Below are 15,611 nucleotides of genomic sequence, written 5' to 3'. Positions count from 1 at the left end.
TGCCGAACCCCGGCACAAAAGGATTTCCACTCCTATCCCTCACGCAACCCGAATTCATCAGAACAAAAAGTAAAATGAAGAAAATATTTATCATCAACGGAAGTCAAAATTTTGCACATTCAGGCGGAAAATTCAACGAAACCGTTACCGATTGGACAATCGAATACTTAAAAAACAGTAACAAATTCGAAATTAAAACAACCGATATCAAACAAGATTTTGACTTAGACAAAGAAGTAGAAAAATTCGTTTGGGCAGATGTTGTAGTATATCACACTCCGGTTTGGTGGTTTCAATTACCAAATCTTTTCAAAAAATATATCGACGACGTTTTCACAGCCGGACACCAAAAAGGAATTTACAAAAGCGACGGAAGAAGCCGAGTAAACCCTGACATCAATTACGGAACAGGCGGACAATTACACGAACGTAAATATATGCTGACTACAAGTTGGAATGCGCCAGCAACTGCCTTTACACTTCCGGGAGAATTTTTCGAAGAAACATCTGTAGACGAAGGAGTTATGTTTGGTTTCCATAAAATGAATAAATTTGTAGGTATGGAAAAACTAAACAGTTTCCATTTCCACGACGTTGAAAAAGGTGCAACTGCAGAAAACATTGTCATCTTCAAAGAAAATTACACCAAACATTTAGAAGAAACCTTTAAAACCTTATAATCATGATCTCTATCACCGCAATTATAAAAAGTAAACAGGAAAATCTTGAAGAAGTTAAAACCCTGATTCAAAATCTGGTTACACAAACCAGAAAAGAAGAAGCCTGCGTTCGTTATGATCTTCACGCAACCGAGAATGTTTTCATTATTTGGGAAGAATGGAAAGATCAGGCGGGACTTGATATTCATAACAATCAAACGTATTTGCAAGATTTTATTGCTAAAAGCGAAGCCTTAACTTCTGCACCAATTCAGGTTTACAAAACAATCCAAATACTTTAATTAAGTAAAGATATGAAAGCACTTTTCACAAATACATACGAATCTGAATTCGTAAAAACTGAGATTGAAAAACCAGCTCCTAAAAAAGGAGAAGTTTTAGTCAAAATACACGCAAGCGGTGTAAACCCAATCGATAACAAAATCCGCCTTGGACTTTCACCTTATGCATCGCCTGTTTTACCAGCTGTTTTGGGAACAGATCTTGCCGGAGTAATTGAAGAAATTGGCGAAGACGTAACTGATTTTAAAGTTGGTGACGAAGTATACGGGCTTGCCGGCGGCGTTCTTGGTCTTCAGGGAACTTTAGCAGAATATACTGCAGTTGATGCTGATTTATTAGCTATAAAACCAAAAAATCTAACCATGAAAGAAGCTGCTGGAATTCCGTTAGTTTTACTTACAGCCTGGGAAGGTTTAATTGACAGAGCAAAAGTTCAAAAAGGCGACAAAGTTTTGGTTCATGCCGGAGCTGGCGGAGTTGGACACATGGTTGTACAACTGGCTAAAATTTTTGGTGCCGATGTTTACGCAACGGTTTCTTCTCAAAAAGCAGATTTTGTAAAAGGTTTTGGAGCAACCGCGATTGATAAAAACACACCCGTTGAAGATTACGTAAATCAATACACAAACGGAAAAGGTTTTGATGTTATTTACGATACCCTTGGAGGTCAGTCTCTTGACGATTCATTTAAAGCGATTCGTCATTACGGGCAAATCAGCAGCTGTTATGCCTTTGGAACTCATACTTTGGCAACAAGCTCGCTTCGTTCTGCAAGTATACACGGTGTTTTCGTTTTACGTCCAATGATTGGTAATGAAGGAAGAAAACATCATGGCGATATTTTAAAAGAAACAACAAAATTAATTGAAGAAGGAAAACTTAAACCACTAATTGATCCTAGAACTTTTACTTTAGACAATGCTATAGAAGCGCACAAAGCCGTTAGCGATGGTTCTGCGATTGGAAAAATTGTTGTAGATATTCTATAATTTTTTTGCCGCGAATTTCACAAATTTTCACGAATTAATTTTTAAATTTTGAACATAAAAAATTCATGCTAATTCATGAAATTCGTGGCAAACTTTAATTTATTTAATCCCGCCAAAAGCACCAAAACACATATTCTTGTGTAAAATTTCTACACTTGTAAAACCCACTTTTTTCATCAAATCCAATTGATAGTTCATTGATCTTGGCGTGTCTTCTTTGGCGATATAATCAAATACATTTTTACGATATTCAGCCCCTCCTATTCCTTCTAAATATTCGCCATATCGCTGCCAGGTATATTCGTTTAACAATTCCGTATCCTGTGTAATTAAATCTGAAATCATAAAACATCCACCCGGTTTTAATAATTTAAATATTTTAGCAAAAGTCGTTTCCCAATCTTCATCACCTCTTAAATGGTGCAAAACCGCTCCGGCTAAAATAATATCAAAATGATTTTCAGGCAATTCAACTTCGCGAATATCGCCTTGTCTAATTTCAACTTTTCCGTTTGTTTCAGCCGAAACCCTTTCTAAAGCTTTATCCAACATAGGCAAACTTAAATCGACCAAAGTGCAGTTTAAATCTGGTAATTTAGACAACATCATTAAAGTATAATTTCCGGCACCGCATCCAATATCCAAAACATTTGAAGCATTCGGAACAATTCGTTTTGAAGCTTCCGTAATTAATTCTAACGAAATTTTAGCGTCAATTGTAGACAATTGTCCTGTTTCTAAATTTGAAAACCGTTCGACATCATTATCAAATCGTTCTTTGATCTCTGTAATAGTTGATTTTTTCATAGTTCTTGTTTTTTTAATCTCCCGCAGATTAGTCAGATTAAGTGAATCCTTCTGCTATTATTGATCGGAATATTGTGATTAAGATGATTTTATCTAAACTAATAATCTGCTCAATCTGCTACCGATAGCTATCGGGACTGCGAGAGACTTATTTTTTCTTTTCAAAACTATCTCTTTCATAAATACTTTAAAAATACTATTTTTATCAATTAACAATACTTTAAAGGTATCATGGAAATACGTCATCTAAAATATTTTCTGGCTGTAGCCGAAGAACTGAACTTCACTAAAGCCTCAGAAAAACTTTTTATTTCGCAGCCTCCATTAAGCCGTCAGATTATGGAACTGGAAGAAGAACTTCAGGCAAAACTTTTCATTCGGAACAATAAAAAAGTAGAACTTACCGAAGCTGGAAAATATTTTGAAAAAGAAGTCAAAGCACTTTTTCAGAATTTGGAGCACATATCTTTAAAAACAAAAAAGATTGCCGAGAATGTTTCAGGTGAATTCAGAATCGCCTATATCAGTTCCATTTATTCGGCAGTTATTTCAGATTTAATAAAACATTTAAAAATACAATTTCCATACGTGAATTTCAAGCTTTTTGAAATTTCTACAACCAAACAAATTACAGCTCTAGAGCAAGGAAAAATTGAAATGGGAATAATTCGTTCTCCCATAAAATCTCCCAAAATACAATCACATTTATGGTTTCAGGATGGATTTTCATTGGTTTACAACAAAAACAATATCCAATTAAAATCTGAGAAAGAAATTTTAAATCTAAAAGATGAAACTTTCGTGTTTTTCAATAAAGATTATGCTCCACATTATCATGAAGTTTTATTAGAACTTTGTGCCTTTTATGGCTTTACGCCGAAGATAATTCACGAAGCCAATAATATTAATTCAATCGTACAATTAGTCAAAAACGGATTAGGAATTTCGATTGTTCCGTCGAATATCGTAAAACATAACCAAGATCCGGAAATTGGTTTTATTGAATTGAAAAAAGTCAATTTACGTACAGATGTTTCGATAATTACATCAAAAGAAGACGGCTCTGAAATCATAAAATCTGCTGTTGAATTTTTATTGAATAAAAGTGGTTCACACTAAGTTTTGTGTTGAAATTAATCTCACAATGTCGCAGAGACGCAACGTTTTTATTTATAAGTTGCATCCAGCTTTAGCTGGATGGGAAAAGAATTAAATTTAAAAGGCTTTAGCCAAATCCGCAGTTGTTTGGCTAAAGCCTTTTCTAATTCAACTTTTACACCTCCAGCTAAAGCTGGAGGCAATTCAAAAAATCCTTTTATCTTTTTAATCTGTGGCTAAAAAAAACTTTGCACCTTCACGCCTTTACGAGATTAATCAAAACCAATTCGTGAAAATTCGTGAATTCGTGGCTATAAAAAATCGTTACAATTTATCACACCAATCTCACATATAAAAAGAGAACTTTTAAATACCTTAGCAAATTATAATTCTACACAATAAAATCAATAAAAATGGCAGAGCAATCTTCAATTCAGTGTCCAAATTGCGGAACTAATATCGATGTAAATGACATACTGAAACATCAATTAGAAGATAGTATACGCAAAGAATTTCAACAAAAAGCTACTATTCAAAATAAAGAATTAGAACTTAAAAACGAGCAGCTCGAAAAAGCAAAAGCCGAATTTGAAGCCAAGAAGAAACAGGAAAATGAACTTTTTGCCGAACGTTTAGAGCGTGAGAAAAAAACAGTCGAAAAAGAAATTACCGAAAAACTAAAAACCAAACTCGACGAAGAAAACAAAGATCGTTTGCTTTTGATGGAAAAGGAACTATCTGAAAAATCAGAGAAACTTCGCGAATTAAATAAAATGACCGGTGAAATTGCAAAATTGCAGCGTGAAAAACTGGAAATGAAAGAAGCGATTGAAGCCGAAGCTCAAAAACAATTAAACGCCACTTTAGTTTTAGAACGTGATAAAATTCGTAAACAAGAAGAAGAAAAAAACGAGTTAAAAATCAAAGAATACCAAAAACAATCTGACGATCAAAAAAAGCTGATCGAAGAAATGAAACGCAAGCAGGAACAAGGTTCTATGCAGTTACAAGGCGAAGTAATGGAATTAGCGATTGAAGAATGGCTGGCGAATAATTTCCCTCTTGACAGCATTGATGAAGTTAAAAAAGGTGCAAATGGTGCTGATTGTCTTCAAATTGTAAACACAAGAGAACTGCAAAATTGTGGATCTATTTATTACGAAAGTAAAAGAACAAAAGCTTTTCAGCCATCTTGGATAGAAAAGTTTAAAAACGATATCAGAACTAAAAGAGCCAATATTGGAGTTTTGGTAACCGAAGTTATGCCGGCCGGAATGGAACGTATGGGAATGCGTGACGGAATATGGATTTGTACATATGAAGAATTTAAAGGTTTAAGCGCCGTTTTACGCCAATCATTAATTCAGGTAAGCCAGGCCGTTCAGGCGCAGGAAAACAAAGGCGATAAAATGTCGATGTTATACGACTTTTTAACAAGCAACGAATTCCGTTTGCAGATTGAAGGAATTGTAGAAGGTTTTACGCAAATGCAAGGCGATCTTGATGCTGAAAAAAGAGCCATGCAGAGAATTTGGAAACAGCGCGAAAAACAAATCGAAAAAGTGGTTCACAACACTTTAGGAATGTACGGTTCAATTCGTGGAATTGCAGGAAATGCTGTTCAGACTGTAAGAGCTTTAGAATTGGATTTTATTGAAGAAGAAAACGAAGATCCAAAAGAATTGGAATAATACATTAAAAAATATGCACTTTTTTGAAAGGATTTTAATCCGTTGAACGCAGGGAATTCAACACAAAATAAAAAAGGCTTCGATTAATTTCGAAGCCTTTCATTTTTAGTTAACCTTTTTTGAAAGACATCGTCAATCCAAACTGATTAGAAAGATAAAGCTTGTTATTTTCAATAGAATAACCAGAGGTCGTTCTTAACAACTGCATAAATTCACCTTCTTTTTTTGAATCACATTTTTTTGTTTCTGAAGTAAGATTAGGGAACTTAAGTTTTCCTGCTCCATCTGACACCAAACTTCCTTTGATACCGTTACATCCGGTTGAGCCAGAAAAACCAGATGAAGTCATTTCTAATTTTGGAGAGTTTGAAAAATCTTTATCAGTAATTACTTTTCCGTTTAAATTCTCTAAAATCCAGGTTTGCTGTAATTTTTTTTCAATTGCATTTCCATTAGTCACAGCTACCGAATTTGCAGCCTTACTTGATTTGCAGCTGTAAGCTAATGATACTGCAATAAACAACATTAAAATCTTTTTCATGTAAAATAAATATTTATAAGTTTTATTTTACAAAAATATTCCTGCTTTAAGTCGTTTTTATGGTGTTATAAGTTATTTTTAAACCATTATAAGACATTTTAAAATTCAAAAACATCAATCTACTTTCTTAAAAACTAAAAGCTTACTTGAAGGATTAGACAACGTCAATCTATTATTTTCAATAATATAAGTAGTTGTATTTTGCAGTGCTTTGGTAAACTCCCCTTCTTTATTTCCAGGCGCGCAAGCCATTAAAGTTGAAATAACTTTAGAGAATCGAAGCAAATCCTTTTCATAAAAAATAGTCCCACTGATGGCGTTACATCCGCCGTAACCCATAAATTTATTTTCGGAAGAGTTGATTTCAATTCGCGGTAATTCTCTTTGAAAATCAGTAATAAAAACTTTAAAACCGTTAAGCTCTTCTAAAACCCAAATATCATGCAGACGATAATCGGTATTATATTTTCCGCAGCCACCGATTTTTTTAGTTTCTAATTCTGAATTGATTTTAATTTCGATTGAAACTTTATAAGGTGAAATAGCTCCCGACATTGAATTCTGACAATCTACCTGCTGAATTGTAATGGCTGCAGCCGAAGTTTCATTGCTCACTTTATACATCTTAACGTTCGCATCCATCGCTTTGATTGCGTCAACAGGTGCAAAAACAAGTTTCTCTTTTCCCGGAATCAAAGAAGTAAACACAATATCATCATTTCCCATCTTTAAGCCCCAAAACGGTTTATTTCCGGTTGCAGTAAAATAATACTTCATTTCATCTTCCTGAATTCCGTATTCAGAAATAGTTTGTGTATCCGAAGTTTTGCCGGCTGTAGATTTACAGCTTGCCACTAAAGAAAGTAAAAGCAAAAGTGAAAATATATTTTTCATAACGTTTTATTTGAAATAACATCTTTTAACAAAATACAAGTAAAATTCTTATGAATTTACGACATTATTTTGAATTTCTTATTTAGAATCTTTTCAAATTTAAAATAATTACCAATGTTATATTTCGCTGAAAACCCGCACTACGTAAAAGATTAAGATAAAATACGTATTTAATAAAAATAATTTCTACTTAAAAAAATAAACACAATACGTATATTTATAAGTATTAATACTTATATTTGCGTAGTAATACTTAATTAAAGGAATCATGATTAGAGTAATAGTAGTTGGAAACGGCATGGTTGGTTATAAGTTTTGTGAAAAGTTCATCGCAAAATCAGGACAGGAAAAGTATCAGATTACCGTTTTTGGTGAAGAACCAAGACGTGCTTATGACCGCGTTCATTTAAGTGAATACTTTGGAGGAAAAACCGCAGATGACTTATCATTGTCAACTAGTGAATGGTACGCTGAAAACAATATTATTCTAAATACATCTGAATTAATTACGGATATAAATCGTACTGAAAAAACAATACATACACATTTAGAAAAAACACATACGTACGATTACTTAGTTTTAGCAACAGGTTCATCAGCATTTGTTCCGCCAATTGACGGAGTTGAAAAGGAAGGTGTTTTTGTATACAGAACCATAGAAGACTTAGACGCTATTATGGCTTATGCTAAAAAAATAAAACAAAAAGGCGCAACCGAAGCGGCTGTACTAGGCGGAGGCTTATTAGGTCTTGAAGCTGCAAAAGCAGTTAGAGATTTAGGATTGAATCCGCATGTTGTAGAATTTGCTCCACGCTTAATGCCGAGACAATTAGATAAAGGTGCAAGCGATATGCTGCAAGCTAAAATTGAAGAATTAAATATTGGCATTCATCTTAACAAAGCAACGCAATATATTGATGGAAAAGAAAGCATAACGGGAATGATGTTTGCTGACGACGAATTGTTAAAAGTAGACATGTTGGTTATATCTGCCGGAATTAAACCTCGCGATGAATTAGCTCGAGTTTCAGGACTTGAAGTGGGTTTAAGAGGCGGAATTGTGGTAAACAATCAAATGCAGACATCAGATCCTTCTATTTATGCTATTGGCGAAGCGGCACTTTACAATCAAAACATTTACGGACTTGTTGCTCCAGGTTACGAAATGGCCGATGTTGCTGCCGAGCAAATCTTAAATGGTTCTAAAACCATGAGAGAAACCATCGATATGTCAACACAATTAAAATTAATTGGTGTTGAAGTTGCGAGTTTTGGTGATCCTTTTATCGAAAATGATAACGTAACAGCCATTATTTATGAGAATAAATTAAGCGGCGTTTACAAAAGAATCAATGTTACCAAAGATTCTAAAACGCTGTTAGGCGGAATTTTAGTTGGAGATGCAAGCGATTACAATTCGCTTTTCCAGATTTACAACAATGCAATGGCATTGCCTAAAAACCCGGAAGATTTGATTTTAGGCTCTCGCGACGGTTCTGAAGGTTCTAGTTTAGGAAGCGTAATGGATTTACCGGATACAGCCGTAATCTGTTCTTGCGAAAATGTTACCAAAGGCGCCATCTGCTGTTCACTTTTAGATGAAACCTGTTCTAGTTTTTCTGATGTTGTAAAACATACCAAAGCAACTTCTGGCTGCGGCGGCTGTAAACCAATGGTTTCAGATTTGGTTAAAGCCACTCAAAAATCACTTGGAAAAGAAGTTAAAGAAGTGATTTGCGAACATTTTAGCTACACTCGTCAGGAATTATTCGACTTAGTGAAAATCAATAAATATGAAAACTTTTATGATGTTCTGGATCATCACGGAAAAGGCGACGGCTGCGAAGTTTGCAAACCTGTTGTTGCTTCAATTTTCTCCAGTATTTATAACGATACGGCAAACAAACACGTTACGACTCAAGATACAAATGATAGATTTTTGGCTAATATTCAACGAAACGGAACTTATTCTGTAGTTCCAAGAGTTGCCGGAGGTGAAATTACTGCTGAGAAATTAATCGTTATTGGCGAAGTGGCAAAACAATTCGATTTATATACTAAAATTACCGGAGCACAAAGAGTTGATTTATTTGGGGCACATTTAAGTGATCTGCCTAAAATCTGGAAAATCTTAATCGACAATGGTTTTGAAAGCGGTCACGCCTACGGAAAATCGCTTCGTGCCGTAAAAAGCTGTGTTGGAAACGCTTGGTGCCGTTACGGAATGGACGACAGCGCCGGATTTGCCATCGAACTGGAAAACAGATATAAAGGAATACGTTCTCCGCACAAACTAAAAGGTGGTGTTTCGGCCTGCATTCGCGAATGCGCCGAAGCCCGAGGAAAAGATTTCGGATTAATCGCTGTGGAAGGCGGATGGAATTTATACATCGCCGGAAATGGCGGCGCGAATCCAAAACACGCTGTTTTATTAGCCGAAAAAATCGACAAAGAAACCGTTATCAAATACATGGATCGATTCTTAATGTATTACATCCGTACTGCTGGCCCGCTGATAAGAACTTCAACCTGGTTAGAAAAATTAGACGGCGGTTTAGAGTACTTAAAACAAGTAATAATCGAAGACAGTTTAGGAATCTGCGAAACGCTTGAAGCCGAAATGCAGACTTTGGTTAATACTTTCGAATGCGAATGGAAACAAGTTCTGGAAAAACCAAGATTATTAAAACGTTTTAATCATTTTGTAAACTCAGACGAGAAAGACGAAAATGCAGTTTTTGTTCCGTTAAGAGATCAAAAAGCGCCAAAAGCCTGGTCATAAATTAAAATATACAAAACACATAGAGACATAGATTTTGCAACAACAAAAACGTTTTTCACTTCTCTAGTTTAGAAATGATTTTCTTTTGACAATTCTTTTTTCAATTTTAAGTCTATGTCTCTATGTGTTTCAAAAAATAAAAATAAGCTCCAAAAAAACAAAAAAATATCAATAACGTTTGCTGTCCTTCTTACCCTCTTTTTTACTGCGCCATCAAAACTCTCTTGATTGTAAAAAGAGGGCTAAGAAACAGGAAATCAAAACAAAATTACAATGGAAGAAATCTTAAATCAATACGAAACAGTCCATCCAAGCGATGCAACAATTTGGTTTAAAGCAGGCAAAGTTGAAGATTTCCCGACCAATCGCGGCGGCTGCATTAAATACAAAAACAAACAGATTGCAATTTTTAATTTTACACGCCGTAACGAATGGTATGCCTGCCAAAACGCATGTCCGCACAAAATGGAAATGGTTCTTTCAAGGGGAATGACAGGATCTACTGATGATATTCCGAAAATTGCCTGTCCTATGCATAAAAAAACCTTTTCGTTAGTCGATGGCTCTAACTTAAATGGCGATGATTTAAAAATTGCAACCTATCCAATTAAGGTTATTGAAGACGAAGTTTTCGTTGGATTTGTAGATTAGACTTTTAAGAGGCAAGAAACAAGAAACAAGATTTGAAAAACTTTTATCATCTCGCTTCTTGCTTCTTTCATCTCACTTTCACCTTTCGACTTTCGACTTTTCTACTAATTTACGTATCTTTGAAATCTATTATCAAACCAAAAAATGACTACACCTTTTCAAAAAGCAAGCGAATGGATTGATGCCGAAAATGCTCAGGATCCAAACATCGAAACCGACCAAAACAAAGAATATCCAAAAGAATTATTGTATTCGGACAGGATGTACGAAAGACTGATGCAATTTGAACCTAATGCTTCAGAAGAAATTCAGATTGCTTCAAAAGCACAGCACATCTGCCGATGGAAAGTTGCCCGCGAATCGTACCCAATAGATCGTGTAGGTTATTTGAAATGGAGAGAAGAATTGAAAAAATTTCATGCTAAAACTACTGCCGAAATTCTGCAAAAAGCAGGTTACGATCAGACTTTTATGGATCGCGTTTCCTTTTTAATAGAGAAAAAATTACTTAAAAAAGACCACGAAACTCAATTACTTGAAGACGTTATTTGCCTCGTCTTTCTAGAATATTATTTAGAGCCTTTTGTTCACAAACACGATGAAGAAAAACTAAAAAACATCATCAAAAAAACCTGGGATAAAATGTCTGAAAAAGGACATCAGGAAGCCTTAAAAATCAATTATTCTGAAGAAAACCTGAATCTTATAAAAGCTTCTTTAGGATTGTAAACTGATTATATGAAATGAGCCTAAAGCGAATTCCATTTTCCTATAGAAAGACAAATATTATCTTCGAATGAAAAAAAGCAATCAGGAAGCTGCAGATAAAATCACATTCAAAAATTTACGCCGTTTGTATTTTTTTGCACTTCTTACTATTGCCTTAACCATAATCATCAGTCAGGTTTTAGTTCAATACAATCTGAATCAGCAGTTAAGCGATTCTAAAATCATCAACTTTTCGGGAAAGCAAAGAATGTTGAGCCAGAAAATCGTAAAAGAAGTTCTGATTTTGCATTACGTTTCTGATACCGCTTCTGATAAACAAATCTCACATTTACAAGATGTTTTATCTCTTTGGAAAAAAAACCAAAACGCACTCGAAAACGGCAGCGACAGCTTGGCTTTTCCAAAAGAAAAATCAGAAACACTACATAAATTATATCTTGAAATCAATCCGATTTTCAACAAAATTGCTAAAACAACCGATTCGTTTTTATTGAATTTAAAACAGAAAAAACAATCTGCAGAAAATGAAAAGTTTGTAGAGATAATTTTAAAAAACGAAGGTTCTTTCCTTACAAAAATGAATCAGATTGTAACACAATACGATCTCGAAGCACACGAAAAAGTCACAGAACAACGCAAAATCGAATATTGGATTTTTGGTTTTACACTATTGGTACTTCTCTTAGAATTCTTCTTCATTTTTAAACCTACAAATAAAAAAATAGAAAGGTTAATTATAAGGCTTTTAGCTTCTGAAAAGAAAGCTTTAAAACTGGCGTACGATACCGAAATCATCAGCGAAATCAAAGAAAATTCAGTTAAAGAATTAAAATCGCTCAATTACGCAATGGAGAACACTTTACTCTATTGCCGAATAGCACCTGATGGTTCGATTATTCATATTGGAGAAAAATTTGCCAAACTTTTAAATTATACCAAATTTTCATCCAACAAAAAATTCTCTGAAGTTTTAACTATTGATGAAAAAGAGCAAATCAATATTGACCGCCTTATTTTCGAAAAACAAAGAAGCGGCTGGCAGGGCGAAATCAAAATTCTAAACAGAGACGAAAAAAACATTTGGCTCGATTTATCAATGGTTCCCGTAACAATTAAAAAAGATGAATTAGAACTTTTAATTGTTTGTTTCAACATTACAGAACGTAAAAAAGCGCAGCGAGAAGTTGAACGTTTGAATCTTGAAAATATTACCGAAAAAATCAATCAGCAAAAGATTATTTCAAGCAAAATTGTCGAAAATCAAGAAAACGAACAAAACCGAATCGCCAAAGAAATTCACGACGGTATCGGCCAAATGCTGACAGGTTTAAAGTTTAGTTTAGAAAGCATTAATTTAGATGACAGAGAAAAATCGGAACAAAAAATCGAATATTTAAAGAAGCTTTCTCTAGACATTATAAAAGGTGTTCGCACGGCAACTTTCAACTTAATGCCTCCGGAATTAAGCGATCACGGAATCGTTTCTTCTCTGGCAAAATTGACGCAGGAACTTTCAAAATTAACCGGAAAAGAAATCCTTTTCTACAACAAAACCGATTTCGACCAGCGTTTAGATTCCCTAATCGAAATCAATATTTATCGCTTAACTCAGGAAGCCATCAACAACGCCATAAAATACGCCGACTCAACGCATATAATTGTAGGGCTTTCACATAGCGAAACGCTTTTAAGCATTATTGTCGATGATAACGGAAAAGGCTTCGACATCAATTCAGTAGACAAAAAACGAAACAGCGAATCCGGAATGGGATTATTGTTTATGAAAGAAAGAATTCAATACATCAACGGTCGTGTTTTCATCAACTCAATTCCAGGAGAAGGAACGAGAATTACTTTTAATATTCCGATTCTTAAATGAGATAATGTGGCAATTTGATAATTTGACAATTTGATAATTTACATAAATGTCTAATTTTTCGTTTGTCAGGCTGAGCGAAGTCGAAGCCTCGTAAAGTAAATCCCCAATCTTTACTGATCTGCTTGCGTGGGCTTCGCTGAGCCTGACAATTGTGTAATTTGGAATTTCTAACATTAGAAATTTTAATGTTAGAAATTAAAATCTAAAAAATTACGTATATTAGCGTCTTCTTTATAGATGAATATACGTAAAAATTCAGAATCAAAATTAAGTAAACTATGAGTAATATCATTCGTGTAGTCCTGGCAGACGACCATGTTTTTGTTAGAGACGGGATCAAATCTCTTTTGGAAAACGAAGCAAACATTGAGGTTGTAGGCGAAGCAATTGATGGTGCAGACGCACTTGAGGTCGTAGCAGAAAACAAACCCGATTTACTTATAGTAGATATTCGTATGCCAAATTTAACCGGTATCGAGGTAGTAGAAAAACTTAGAGGTGAAAATAATAACGTAAAAATCATCATGCTTTCAATGCACGAATCGGAAGAATACGTATTGAAATCCATAAAAGCCGGCGCCGACGGTTATTTATTAAAAGGTTCAAGTAAAGAAGAATTCTTAAAAGCTTTACATACAGTTGCTGCGGGCGGAAAATATTTTAGCGGCGATATTTCATCTATTTTAATCGGTCAGTTAACAAACTCTTCGACATCATTTGAACCTAAACAAAACTTAGGCGAAGAAATGATGATTACAAAAAGAGAAAAAGAAATCCTTACACTCTTATTATCCGGAAAAGGAAATAAAGAAATTGCCGAAGCCCTTGATATCAGTAAACGAACTGCGGAAGTACATCGTTTTAACCTAATGAAGAAACTGAAAGTTAAAAACTTAATGGAACTTTCGAATAAAGCAACTGAGTATTCATTACTATAAAAAAACTACGTATAATTACGTAATTATTTTTCAAAAACTGCGTTTTCGCAGTTTTTAACTAAGTTATAGTACTTATTTTTACAAAAAAAATATAAGTGCTATGAAAAATACAAACTCATTATCGCAATCACATAAAATTTTATTTTTGAACACATTAGCTTTTACTGTGTGTTTTGCCTGCTGGACCTTAAACGGGGTTTTAGTAACCTTTTTAGTCGATAACGGAATTTTCCACTGGAGCGTTGTTCAGGTGGGATGGCTTCTTGGTATTCCAATCCTAACAGGTTCTATTATGCGTCTTCCTATTGGAATCCTGACAGATAAATTTGGAGGAAAATATGTTTTTTCACTTTTACTGCTTCTCAGCTCAATTCCATTGTTTCTCCTTCCCTATGCTGACAGTTTTTTTATGTTTGCCTTACTTAGTTTCTTCTTCGGAATGGTGGGTACTAGTTTTGCAGTCGGAATTGGTTATACCTCAATTTGGTACCCAAAAGAATGGCAGGGTCGTGCTCTGGGAATTTTTGGAATGGGAAATGCCGGCGCAGCTATTACAACGTTTTTAGCTCCTTCCCTATTAAATCATTTTTCAATTAATGATCCGCAAAACGGCTGGAAAATACTTCCTGTTATTTATGCTGTTTCTTTAGTTGTAATTGGGATCGCTTTTTTGATTTTCACTCAAAATAAAAAACCAGAAAACAATACTAAAACCGTTTCTCAAATGCTGGTTCCTTTAAAATCTGCAAGAGTTTGGCGTTTCGGAGCATATTATTTTTTAGTTTTTGGATGTTTTGTAGCCTATTCACAATGGTTATTACCAAACTTTATGAACGTTTACCAAACCAGCTTGGTTATGGGCGGCTTGTTTGCCACTATGTTCAGTCTTCCTTCTGGTGTAATCAGAGCGTTTGGAGGTTATTTATCAGATAAATTTGGTGCAAGAAAAGTGATGTATTGGGTTTTAGGTTCATCAGTAATTTTAAGTGCTTTATTAGCTATTCCGAAAATGGAAATTACAACTACTGGCCCTGGAGTTTTGGCAACCAAAAAAGGAACTATTACCGCTGTTACAAATGATAAAATTAAGATTGGTGAAACAGATTTTCCTGTCGTACAGAAAAAAGAAAATAATGCCGAAAATACTATTTTTCCAACTTCAACATCATGGCAGCAAGTTGTTGTCGCAGAAAATCAAAGTGTAAAGAAAAAAGAGCTTTTGGCTAAAGGAATTACCGTTATTAAATTTGATGCCAATATGTGGGTTTTCTTAGCTTTGGTAATTCTAATCGGAATTTCGTGGGGAATTGGAAAAGCAGCTGTTTACAAACATATTCCTGAATATTTTCCAAATGAAGTTGGTGTTGTGGGCGGAATGGTAGGAATGATTGGTGGTTTGGGTGGTTTCTTTGGCCCAATTATCTTCGGATATTTATTAACTGCAACCGGAATCTGGTCAAGTTCATGGATTTTTATACTGCTTTTTTCAACCGGATGTTTGGTCTGGATGCATTATGCCATTACCAAAAGTGTCAGCAAAAAACAACCTGCACCAATAAAAACAATTGAAAAACAACAACTTGTACCTGTAACCAATTAAATTTCAAAATAATGATTTTTATCATTAGCAAAGACTTAATTTTCTTATAT

14 protein-coding genes are annotated in these 15,611 nt (G+C 34.5%); 11 read left to right on the top strand and 3 right to left on the bottom strand.

The window, feature by feature from the left end; all coding sequences use genetic code 11:
• Positions 1 to 74 precede the first annotated feature (74 nt).
• From ASD98_RS08575 to ASD98_RS08565, 3 genes are read left to right on the top strand one after another with little or no spacing between them, the layout of a single operon-like run.
• Positions 75 to 680, top strand: a complete 606-nt coding sequence (locus ASD98_RS08575; protein ID WP_056202789.1) for an NAD(P)H-dependent oxidoreductase — start codon at positions 75 to 77, stop codon at positions 678 to 680.
• Positions 681 to 682: 2 nt separating this feature from the next.
• Complete coding sequence (locus ASD98_RS08570) at positions 683 to 961, top strand: putative quinol monooxygenase (RefSeq protein WP_056202786.1); 279 nt, start codon at positions 683 to 685, stop codon at positions 959 to 961.
• Positions 962 to 973: 12 nt separating this feature from the next.
• A complete protein-coding gene (locus tag ASD98_RS08565; RefSeq protein ID WP_056202783.1) occupies positions 974 to 1,951 on the top strand; it encodes a zinc-dependent alcohol dehydrogenase family protein in 978 nt (325 codons plus the stop codon).
• A gap of 99 nt (positions 1,952 to 2,050) precedes the next feature.
• On the opposite strand, the gene ASD98_RS08560 is transcribed toward ASD98_RS08565, so the two are convergent.
• The gene (locus ASD98_RS08560) at positions 2,051 to 2,758 is read right to left on the bottom strand and encodes a trans-aconitate 2-methyltransferase (RefSeq protein ID WP_056202781.1); all 708 of its coding nucleotides are present in this window, start codon (positions 2,756 to 2,758) and stop codon (positions 2,051 to 2,053) included.
• 231 nt (positions 2,759 to 2,989) lie between these two features.
• On the opposite strand from ASD98_RS08560, the gene ASD98_RS08555 reads away from it, so the two are divergent.
• Together ASD98_RS08555 and ASD98_RS08550 are read left to right on the top strand one after the other, a co-directional pair.
• Positions 2,990 to 3,877: a LysR family transcriptional regulator gene (locus ASD98_RS08555; protein ID WP_056202777.1), complete on the top strand. Its 888-nt coding sequence runs from the start codon at positions 2,990 to 2,992 to the stop codon at positions 3,875 to 3,877.
• A 392-nt stretch (positions 3,878 to 4,269) separates the two neighbouring features.
• On the top strand, positions 4,270 to 5,547 hold the full coding sequence (locus ASD98_RS08550; protein ID WP_056202773.1) for a DUF2130 domain-containing protein: 1,278 nt from the start codon (positions 4,270 to 4,272) through the stop codon (positions 5,545 to 5,547).
• A gap of 109 nt (positions 5,548 to 5,656) precedes the next feature.
• Here ASD98_RS08550 and ASD98_RS08545 read toward each other — a convergent pair whose 3' ends face one another.
• Both ASD98_RS08545 and ASD98_RS08540 read right to left on the bottom strand, forming a co-directional pair.
• Positions 5,657 to 6,088 carry an META domain-containing protein gene (locus tag ASD98_RS08545; RefSeq protein WP_056202769.1) on the bottom strand — a complete coding sequence of 144 codons (432 nt, stop codon included), beginning with the start codon at positions 6,086 to 6,088 and terminating at the stop codon, positions 5,657 to 5,659.
• Positions 6,089 to 6,202: 114 nt separating this feature from the next.
• A complete protein-coding gene (locus ASD98_RS08540) occupies positions 6,203 to 6,982 on the bottom strand; it encodes an META domain-containing protein (RefSeq protein WP_056202765.1) in 780 nt (259 codons plus the stop codon).
• 268 nt (positions 6,983 to 7,250) lie between these two features.
• On the opposite strand from ASD98_RS08540, the gene nirB reads away from it, so the two are divergent.
• The 6 genes from nirB to ASD98_RS08510 all read left to right on the top strand — a co-directional run bounded on the left by nirB (position 7,251) and on the right by ASD98_RS08510 (position 15,561).
• Positions 7,251 to 9,764, top strand: a complete 2,514-nt coding sequence (nirB, locus tag ASD98_RS08535; RefSeq protein WP_056202762.1) for a nitrite reductase large subunit NirB — start codon at positions 7,251 to 7,253, stop codon at positions 9,762 to 9,764.
• A gap of 273 nt (positions 9,765 to 10,037) precedes the next feature.
• Positions 10,038 to 10,415, top strand: coding sequence for a nitrite reductase small subunit NirD (nirD, locus tag ASD98_RS08530; RefSeq protein WP_056202758.1), 378 nt, complete (start codon positions 10,038 to 10,040; stop codon positions 10,413 to 10,415).
• A gap of 144 nt (positions 10,416 to 10,559) precedes the next feature.
• Complete coding sequence (locus tag ASD98_RS08525) at positions 10,560 to 11,144, top strand: DUF4202 domain-containing protein (RefSeq protein ID WP_056202756.1); 585 nt, start codon at positions 10,560 to 10,562, stop codon at positions 11,142 to 11,144.
• A gap of 67 nt (positions 11,145 to 11,211) precedes the next feature.
• Positions 11,212 to 13,023, top strand: a complete 1,812-nt coding sequence (locus tag ASD98_RS08520; protein WP_056202754.1) for an ATP-binding protein — start codon at positions 11,212 to 11,214, stop codon at positions 13,021 to 13,023.
• Between the two features lie 278 nt (positions 13,024 to 13,301).
• Positions 13,302 to 13,961 (top strand): response regulator transcription factor, encoded by a 660-nt coding sequence (locus ASD98_RS08515; protein ID WP_056202751.1) that lies wholly within the window; start codon positions 13,302 to 13,304, stop codon positions 13,959 to 13,961.
• A 100-nt stretch (positions 13,962 to 14,061) separates the two neighbouring features.
• Positions 14,062 to 15,561 carry a nitrate/nitrite transporter gene (locus ASD98_RS08510; protein WP_056202748.1) on the top strand — a complete coding sequence of 500 codons (1,500 nt, stop codon included), beginning with the start codon at positions 14,062 to 14,064 and terminating at the stop codon, positions 15,559 to 15,561.
• Positions 15,562 to 15,611: the final 50 nt, after the last annotated feature.

This window comes from Flavobacterium sp. Root186 (genome assembly GCF_001428525.1).
Lineage (GTDB): Bacteria > Bacteroidota > Bacteroidia > Flavobacteriales > Flavobacteriaceae > Flavobacterium.
Note: the sequence above shows the minus strand (reverse complement) of the source record. Positions and strands in the feature narration are given on the sequence as shown.

Bases quoted from the DNA above. Each gene is read 5' to 3' on its own strand.
- ASD98_RS08560 (WP_056202781.1), bottom strand. From the start codon at position 2,758: ATGAAAAAATCAACTATTACAGAGATCAAAGAACGATTTGATAATGAT.
- ASD98_RS08510 (WP_056202748.1), top strand. From the start codon at position 14,062: ATGAAAAATACAAACTCATTATCGCAATCACATAAAATTTTATTTTTG.
- ASD98_RS08520 (WP_056202754.1), top strand. From the start codon at position 11,212: ATGAAAAAAAGCAATCAGGAAGCTGCAGATAAAATCACATTCAAAAAT.
- ASD98_RS08570 (WP_056202786.1), top strand. From the start codon at position 683: ATGATCTCTATCACCGCAATTATAAAAAGTAAACAGGAAAATCTTGAA.
- ASD98_RS08540 (WP_056202765.1), bottom strand. From the start codon at position 6,982: ATGAAAAATATATTTTCACTTTTGCTTTTACTTTCTTTAGTGGCAAGC.
- ASD98_RS08525 (WP_056202756.1), top strand. From the start codon at position 10,560: ATGACTACACCTTTTCAAAAAGCAAGCGAATGGATTGATGCCGAAAAT.
- ASD98_RS08515 (WP_056202751.1), top strand. From the start codon at position 13,302: ATGAGTAATATCATTCGTGTAGTCCTGGCAGACGACCATGTTTTTGTT.
- ASD98_RS08545 (WP_056202769.1), bottom strand. From the start codon at position 6,088: ATGAAAAAGATTTTAATGTTGTTTATTGCAGTATCATTAGCTTACAGC.
- nirD (WP_056202758.1), top strand. From the start codon at position 10,038: ATGGAAGAAATCTTAAATCAATACGAAACAGTCCATCCAAGCGATGCA.
- ASD98_RS08565 (WP_056202783.1), top strand. From the start codon at position 974: ATGAAAGCACTTTTCACAAATACATACGAATCTGAATTCGTAAAAACT.
- ASD98_RS08575 (WP_056202789.1), top strand. From the start codon at position 75: ATGAAGAAAATATTTATCATCAACGGAAGTCAAAATTTTGCACATTCA.
- ASD98_RS08555 (WP_056202777.1), top strand. From the start codon at position 2,990: ATGGAAATACGTCATCTAAAATATTTTCTGGCTGTAGCCGAAGAACTG.
- ASD98_RS08550 (WP_056202773.1), top strand. From the start codon at position 4,270: ATGGCAGAGCAATCTTCAATTCAGTGTCCAAATTGCGGAACTAATATC.
- nirB (WP_056202762.1), top strand. From the start codon at position 7,251: ATGATTAGAGTAATAGTAGTTGGAAACGGCATGGTTGGTTATAAGTTT.